Origin of the sequence: Gilliamella sp. Nev3-1 (genome assembly GCF_001690435.1) — a bacterium.
GTDB lineage: Bacteria > Pseudomonadota > Gammaproteobacteria > Enterobacterales > Orbaceae > Gilliamella > Gilliamella apicola_C.
Genome location: NZ_LZHN01000042.1, coordinates 1 through 5,761 on the forward strand (window position 1 = coordinate 1; position 5,761 = coordinate 5,761).

9 protein-coding genes and 3 pseudogenes are annotated in these 5,761 nt (G+C 35.2%); all 12 read left to right on the forward strand.

What is annotated here, in order from left to right:
- Window positions 1-324: 324 nt before the first annotated feature.
- Entirely contained in the window at window positions 325-843 is a 519-nt protein-coding gene (locus A9G40_RS14690; protein WP_141675214.1) for a hypothetical protein, read from the forward strand.
- Between the two features lie 53 nt (window positions 844-896).
- Window positions 897-1,169, forward strand: coding sequence for an RHS domain-containing protein (locus A9G40_RS07160; protein ID WP_065582484.1), 273 nt, complete (start codon window positions 897-899; stop codon window positions 1,167-1,169).
- A gap of 83 nt (window positions 1,170-1,252) precedes the next feature.
- Window positions 1,253-1,654: a hypothetical protein gene (locus tag A9G40_RS07165; protein WP_065582485.1), complete on the forward strand. Its 402-nt coding sequence runs from the start codon at window positions 1,253-1,255 to the stop codon at window positions 1,652-1,654.
- Between the two features lie 105 nt (window positions 1,655-1,759).
- On the forward strand, window positions 1,760-2,011 hold the full coding sequence (locus A9G40_RS15265; protein ID WP_065582486.1) for a hypothetical protein: 252 nt from the start codon (window positions 1,760-1,762) through the stop codon (window positions 2,009-2,011).
- A gap of 194 nt (window positions 2,012-2,205) precedes the next feature.
- A pseudogene (locus A9G40_RS15850) lies at window positions 2,206-2,463 on the forward strand (RHS repeat domain-containing protein); the annotation flags it as partial.
- Between the two features lie 134 nt (window positions 2,464-2,597).
- The gene (locus A9G40_RS07180; RefSeq protein WP_065582488.1) at window positions 2,598-2,834 is read left to right on the forward strand and encodes a hypothetical protein; all 237 of its coding nucleotides are present in this window, start codon (window positions 2,598-2,600) and stop codon (window positions 2,832-2,834) included.
- A 75-nt stretch (window positions 2,835-2,909) separates the two neighbouring features.
- Window positions 2,910-3,203 (forward strand): hypothetical protein, encoded by a 294-nt coding sequence (locus tag A9G40_RS07185; protein ID WP_065582489.1) that lies wholly within the window; start codon window positions 2,910-2,912, stop codon window positions 3,201-3,203.
- Window positions 3,204-3,460: 257 nt separating this feature from the next.
- The gene (locus tag A9G40_RS15855) at window positions 3,461-3,754 is read left to right on the forward strand and encodes an RHS repeat-associated core domain-containing protein (RefSeq protein ID WP_081295717.1); all 294 of its coding nucleotides are present in this window, start codon (window positions 3,461-3,463) and stop codon (window positions 3,752-3,754) included.
- A 327-nt stretch (window positions 3,755-4,081) separates the two neighbouring features.
- Entirely contained in the window at window positions 4,082-4,375 is a 294-nt protein-coding gene (locus tag A9G40_RS07190) for a hypothetical protein (protein ID WP_065566323.1), read from the forward strand.
- 200 nt (window positions 4,376-4,575) lie between these two features.
- A pseudogene (locus A9G40_RS15860) lies at window positions 4,576-4,653 on the forward strand (hypothetical protein); the annotation flags it as partial.
- 315 nt (window positions 4,654-4,968) lie between these two features.
- Window positions 4,969-5,334: a hypothetical protein gene (locus A9G40_RS07195; RefSeq protein ID WP_065581867.1), complete on the forward strand. Its 366-nt coding sequence runs from the start codon at window positions 4,969-4,971 to the stop codon at window positions 5,332-5,334.
- A 198-nt stretch (window positions 5,335-5,532) separates the two neighbouring features.
- Window positions 5,533-5,761, forward strand: a pseudogene (locus A9G40_RS07200) (hypothetical protein); the annotation flags it as partial.

Consider the following 5,761-nt stretch of genomic DNA (forward strand, 5'->3'; position numbering starts at 1 on the left):
AAATAAAAAATATATTTTTATACATTTATATTATTAAAGATTTGACTGGATATTATAAACTATTGAAAAAATAGATTGATATAGGAGAACTCATTGATAAATTAATCTCGCTCAAATGTCATCAACTAAGCATAAGCAAAACCAATGCCTTAGTTTGGTATGAAGCAAGAGAAGTAGTGTTAAAAAAACCTTATAAAGAAAATTATAACGGGCTTAAATATATAGACGCATTTAAACTTTAATATTAACATGCAAATAGTTGGTAAGCTTTGCCTGCCACACAAATCTTAGCCTTATTGCACAGGCTTTTTAATTGAATTAATCTTGCAAACTATTTTAAAAAATATAATTATTACAGCCGCCCTGCAACGCAAGCAGATTCGGCGTAATCAAAATTCGATTCTTCCCGATATACACATCAAACGCAGCTACCAGTACGACAACCTCGACCGTCTGGTAAGCAAAATATACAGCAAGCACAGACAGACCGATTACTACTATGATCGCACCGGCAGAATTGAAGGCTGTCGCAACCACAGATACAGGAAAATCCTGCAATACGATGCCACAACCAACCTATTAGATCACAGACGACCAATAGAATTAGACCCTAGTAATCAGAACGTCATCTGCTATAACCAGCTCCTGAATTTCAGAGGACACCACTACCGCTACGATGAGCACGGTCAAACCCATAACAAACAAACCATCGGTGCCCCCCAGCACTACCACTACGACGACCACCGCCTGAGCGAAGTACGCATTGAACAAACAGACCGCAGCCAGCGTTACGGCGGAGTCTACGACGCCCTTGGCCGGCGTATCGAAAAACATCAGCTATAGACAACGCAGGCAACCCCTACAACCGTACCCGCTTCCTGTGGGACGGCTTAAAAATGATTCAGGAAACCGGCACGAATCAGCACAGCAGCCTGTATATCTACACCGACCAGAACAGCTACGAACCACTGGCGCGTATAGATAAAAGAGGTAGCGAAGATGAAGAAATATTCTACTTCCACACCGATCTGAACGGTGCACCAGAAGAGCTTATCGTAGCAAGCGGTGACATCGTCTGGGAATGCAGCTATCAGCTCTGGGGTAAACGGATTCATGAAATCGAACACGAATCCATAAGCAGAACCTCAGATATCAGGGACAATATTTAGACCGAGAAACCAGCTTACATTACAATACTTTCAGGTATTATGATCCAGATATAGGTAGATTTACTCAGCCAGATCCGTTTGGTTTGAGCTGTAGTTTTAATAGTAAGTCGAATCGTTGGCGTAATAATGAAACAGGACGTTTTACCAAACGCCCAACTGATCCATCAGAATTAGCTAGATATGGGAAGGTAAATAAAGCAGACATAGATGCATGGGCCACACAAGGAGGAATACCAAATACTTGGCATGCTGATCCTAAGCGTTTCCCGAGCGGAAAGTTTAGATATGAAGGTCAAGAGTACCAAGTACATGGCATAGATCCTACTACAAAAGCAAAATGGCCAACAGCTAACTCAGCAAATGGCCCAACGGCTAGTATTAAAAATACTATAAATGGGCAAAATTATAGAACTGATGGGACATGGGGAACATTCAAATCAGATCCTAACAGTGCACATATTCCCCTTAACGGATCATTTTATTAAGGTAATTAATATGAATTTACAAAAAATAAAGGATAGAGTTTTATCCCTCCCAACCATAATGGGTATATCAGAAGAAATATTAATAATTAAAGAATTAAAGAATTAATGATCATTAAAACTGATGATTTAATCCAAAATAAAGATATTTTTCGATTTATCTTAGATTCATTAGAGCTATCTCATACAGACTCTGGTTTTATGGAGTTAACAAAAGAGAATGAGAATATCTTTATTGATTTTTATCATTGGTTGAACCGAATAAATGACCAACTAAATATGAATATAAACATTAATATCATAGATTCCTTTAGCTTATCTGTTGAAGATGTTAATAAATTGATGTCACCATATAAATAGAAGGAAATATAAAAATGAACAATTATTTAAATTTTAAATAGAAAAATCAACTAGAGTGATAGAATTAAATACTGTCTAATATTTATTTTGGCAAGGATAATTGAATTTTTCATATATATACTGACTAGAACAGCTACGAACCACTAGCGCAATAGGCATAGACGGCAACCATGAACAACATATCCACTACTTCCCACACCGACCTGAATGGCTGTCCAGAAGAGCTCACCGATGCAAACGGTAAAATACTGTGGGAATGCAGCTTTCAGTTATGGGGTAAGCGAATTCATGAAATCGAACACATCCCGATACAACAGAATCTCAGATATCAGGGACAATATTTAGACAGAGAAACTGGCTTACATTACAATACTTTCAGGTGCTATCATCCGGATATAGGTAGATTTACCCAGCCGGATCCGATTGGGCTGCTGGGCGGGTTTAATCTGTATTAATATGCGCCTAATGGGTTAACTTGGATTGATCCATTAGGATTAGCACCTGTGCTGAAGTAAGTGAGTTTGATCGTATAAAAAGTAGCAAAGTCTATACAGTTATTAGACAAGGCAAAAACATATCTTCTGGATTGTTTTCACTAAACCCAAATAATATAGAAATAGTTGCAGGACATGTAACATCAGAGAGTCGTTCTCCATCTCAGTTTATATCTGCAACCAAAGATTTAAGTATCGCTGAAAAATGGGCTAATAAAATTGGAACTAGAATAGTTGATATAGATTTAAGTAAAATTTTGGGTGGAACAATTGATATATCTTTTACTAAAGGTCTTGACCTTTTAAGTAATCAATTTGAAGACGATTAGCTAAAGGTGCTTGAGAAGCACTATTTGACTGACCTATACCAACAAATTCAATAAAAATAATTAATTAGGTATTTTATGAAAATTATAAATTCTGATGTTCATGAAAAGATTATCAGTGTAATTGAAAAAATTAGATTACAAGATAAGTTAGATGAAAAAACAATTAATGATCTCTATACTTCACTGGATGAAATGGTAACTAATTATAAAGAAAAAGATCTTATTTCAAAGGAATTGGCATATAATCTTTTAGTCCTGCATGACAATTTAGAAGGCGCTTTAAAATTGGGCACTTATGAAGACATGAAGTATATAAGTAATATTAATTCAAAAGTAAGCGAATATATTGAGAAAATATTTCTAAGTTAAAAAACTGAAATTAAATCAGGATGATTAGTGGCACTACCACTACAACGCCAACTACCGCTTGAGCGAAGTACGTATTGAAAAACATCAACTAAACGACGCAGGCAACCCCTACAATCGTGCCCGCTTTTATGGATCGGCTAAAAAATGATTCAGAAAACCAGCCCGAATCAGCACAGCAGGCTGTATATCTATACCGACCAAAGCAGCTACCAACTACTGGCACGCATAGATAAAAGAGGTAATGCTCCGAAAAAGTCATATACTTCCTCACCGATCTAAACGGTGCACCAAAAGAGCTTACCGTAGCAAACAGTGACATCATCTGGGAATGTAGCTATCCGCTCTGGGGTAAACGGATTCATGAAATCGAACACGACTCAGTAGAACAAAACCTCAGACATCAGGGACAATATTTAGACAGAAAAACTGGGCTACATTACAATACTTTCAGGTACTATGATCCAGATATAGATAGATTTACTCAACTGGATCTGGTAGGTTTAGCTGGCAGTATTAATCTTTATCAGTATGCGCCTATTGGATTGAGTTGATCCGTGGAAATTGAGTTGTTTCAAAATTCATTCGTGAATAAAAGAAAGTAATAAACTTTTTTAAAAAGCTGAGATTATAGGAAAATCGCATCAATCAAGTATCGTTCATTTAACAAAACAACTTCTTTTAAAGAATAAAAAAATCAGACTGTCGCACCAAAAACCATAGGTCATGGATTTTCTGAAACTAGAGTTCGATATGGGCACGTGTTTATTTCAGAGAAATAAATGATAGTATAATTGAAATATTAGTAAATCTAATAAGGCTAATCAGCAAATAGTTATCAATGAAGTTTTAAAAGTATTTGGTAAAGGAACTTAAGTATTATGAATATTAAAATTTTAAACTATGATCGGGATCTTAATCAGGTCAATGATAATGTTGATGTTGAAGTTTTTTTAGACAATGGAAAGAGGTATGCTGCAACATTTTTCACTATCGAAAATATAATTTCTATTTTGAATAAGTATAAAGAGACAAAAGAGTGTTGTAATGGCTTATATTTTTGGGCATCAGATATGATTATTGTTGAGAGTTTAAATGACAAAGTAATAAATAAAACGATACAGGATTTGATAAAAAACGAAGAATTTCATCATGTTTTCTCATTATTAGAGTAATTAATCAATGTAGAAAAGATCGTACATCTAAATTTTCATCGCTTTTATTTCTTTGCTACCTATATTGTAGAAAATCAGCTATTAGTTATGAAGTATAATGATACAAAAATAGTACAGGTATCGATACAATATAATTCATACTATCAAGGTTATAATTTAGACAAGTAACCAGTTTACATTACAATACTTTCAGGTACTATCATCCAGATACAGGAAGATTTACCCAGCCAGACCCGATTGAGCTGCTGGTGGGTTTAATCTGTCCAGTATGCGCCTAATGAGTTGACTTGGGCCGATCATTTAGGGCTGAATGCTCACCATGTAAGGCAAAATCTTGTAAAAGGGTATTATCCCTGCTATTTTAGTTCCCAAAGTTGAACATGAGTTCCTTACAGATGAAGTTGGAATTGTTACACGCAGTAAAATTAACTCTATAACAGAAAAACCATTTAGTCATGCTAGAGAATTATTAGCTAGAGGTATACGTGTACCCACAAATACCCAATAGTGCTTTTCAGAAATTAATCGCCAAAAATAAAGAAATGTATCCAGAAATGAGAAAACTAAAACCTAATGGAAAAAGAGGTTGTTAAATGAATAAAATAGGAAAAGATGAATTAGTAGTTACCTCACTTTTATCTATGCTTTTGGATGATACACTTGAATATTATAAAATTCATTTAAGTGATCCGAGTAAATCTACAAACGATAATGATCCTTATGCAAGAGCAAGAAGTATTATCGCAAAGCTATCAGATAAAGACCAAGAAAAGATTTTTAATTTTCTGCGTATAGTAATGATAGATACAATGTCAACAATTTTTGGCACCATAGATGGTTCATGTTTTCCTCCTAATATTAGTGGTGATTTCATTCTTGAGTATGATGGAGATGAAATACAAGGTTCATTGCAAGATGAGTTAATTGCCAAAGCGGAAGAGATTGGTGTCTACAATTAATGAATTAATCATTTTCCCCCGATCTGCTAGTAGGCGAAAAACACAACAAACAGGGATAGACCGACTACTGTTATGATTGCACCAACAGAATTGAAGCGATTGCCATCAAAGATACTGGGAAATTCTGCTATACGATGATACCCCAACCTATTAGCGGGATCGAAAGCGTGTTCCTAAAAAAAGAGGTCGATGCTAATTATGGCTAAACGTGTTGTTTGGAAGAAAAATGATCTAGTCAATATCCAATTACGTGATAATTTATACACAATTGGACAGATGCTAACCAGCCCTGAAATGCGCTTTTATGATATTTTCAATTCAGATGGTGCATGGCAGAATTTAGATTTAAATAAAATAGAACCCTTGTTCAGCGTTTTTGTTGGGAATGTGATTAATAAGTCGTTAATTCAAGGGAAAATAAAATCCA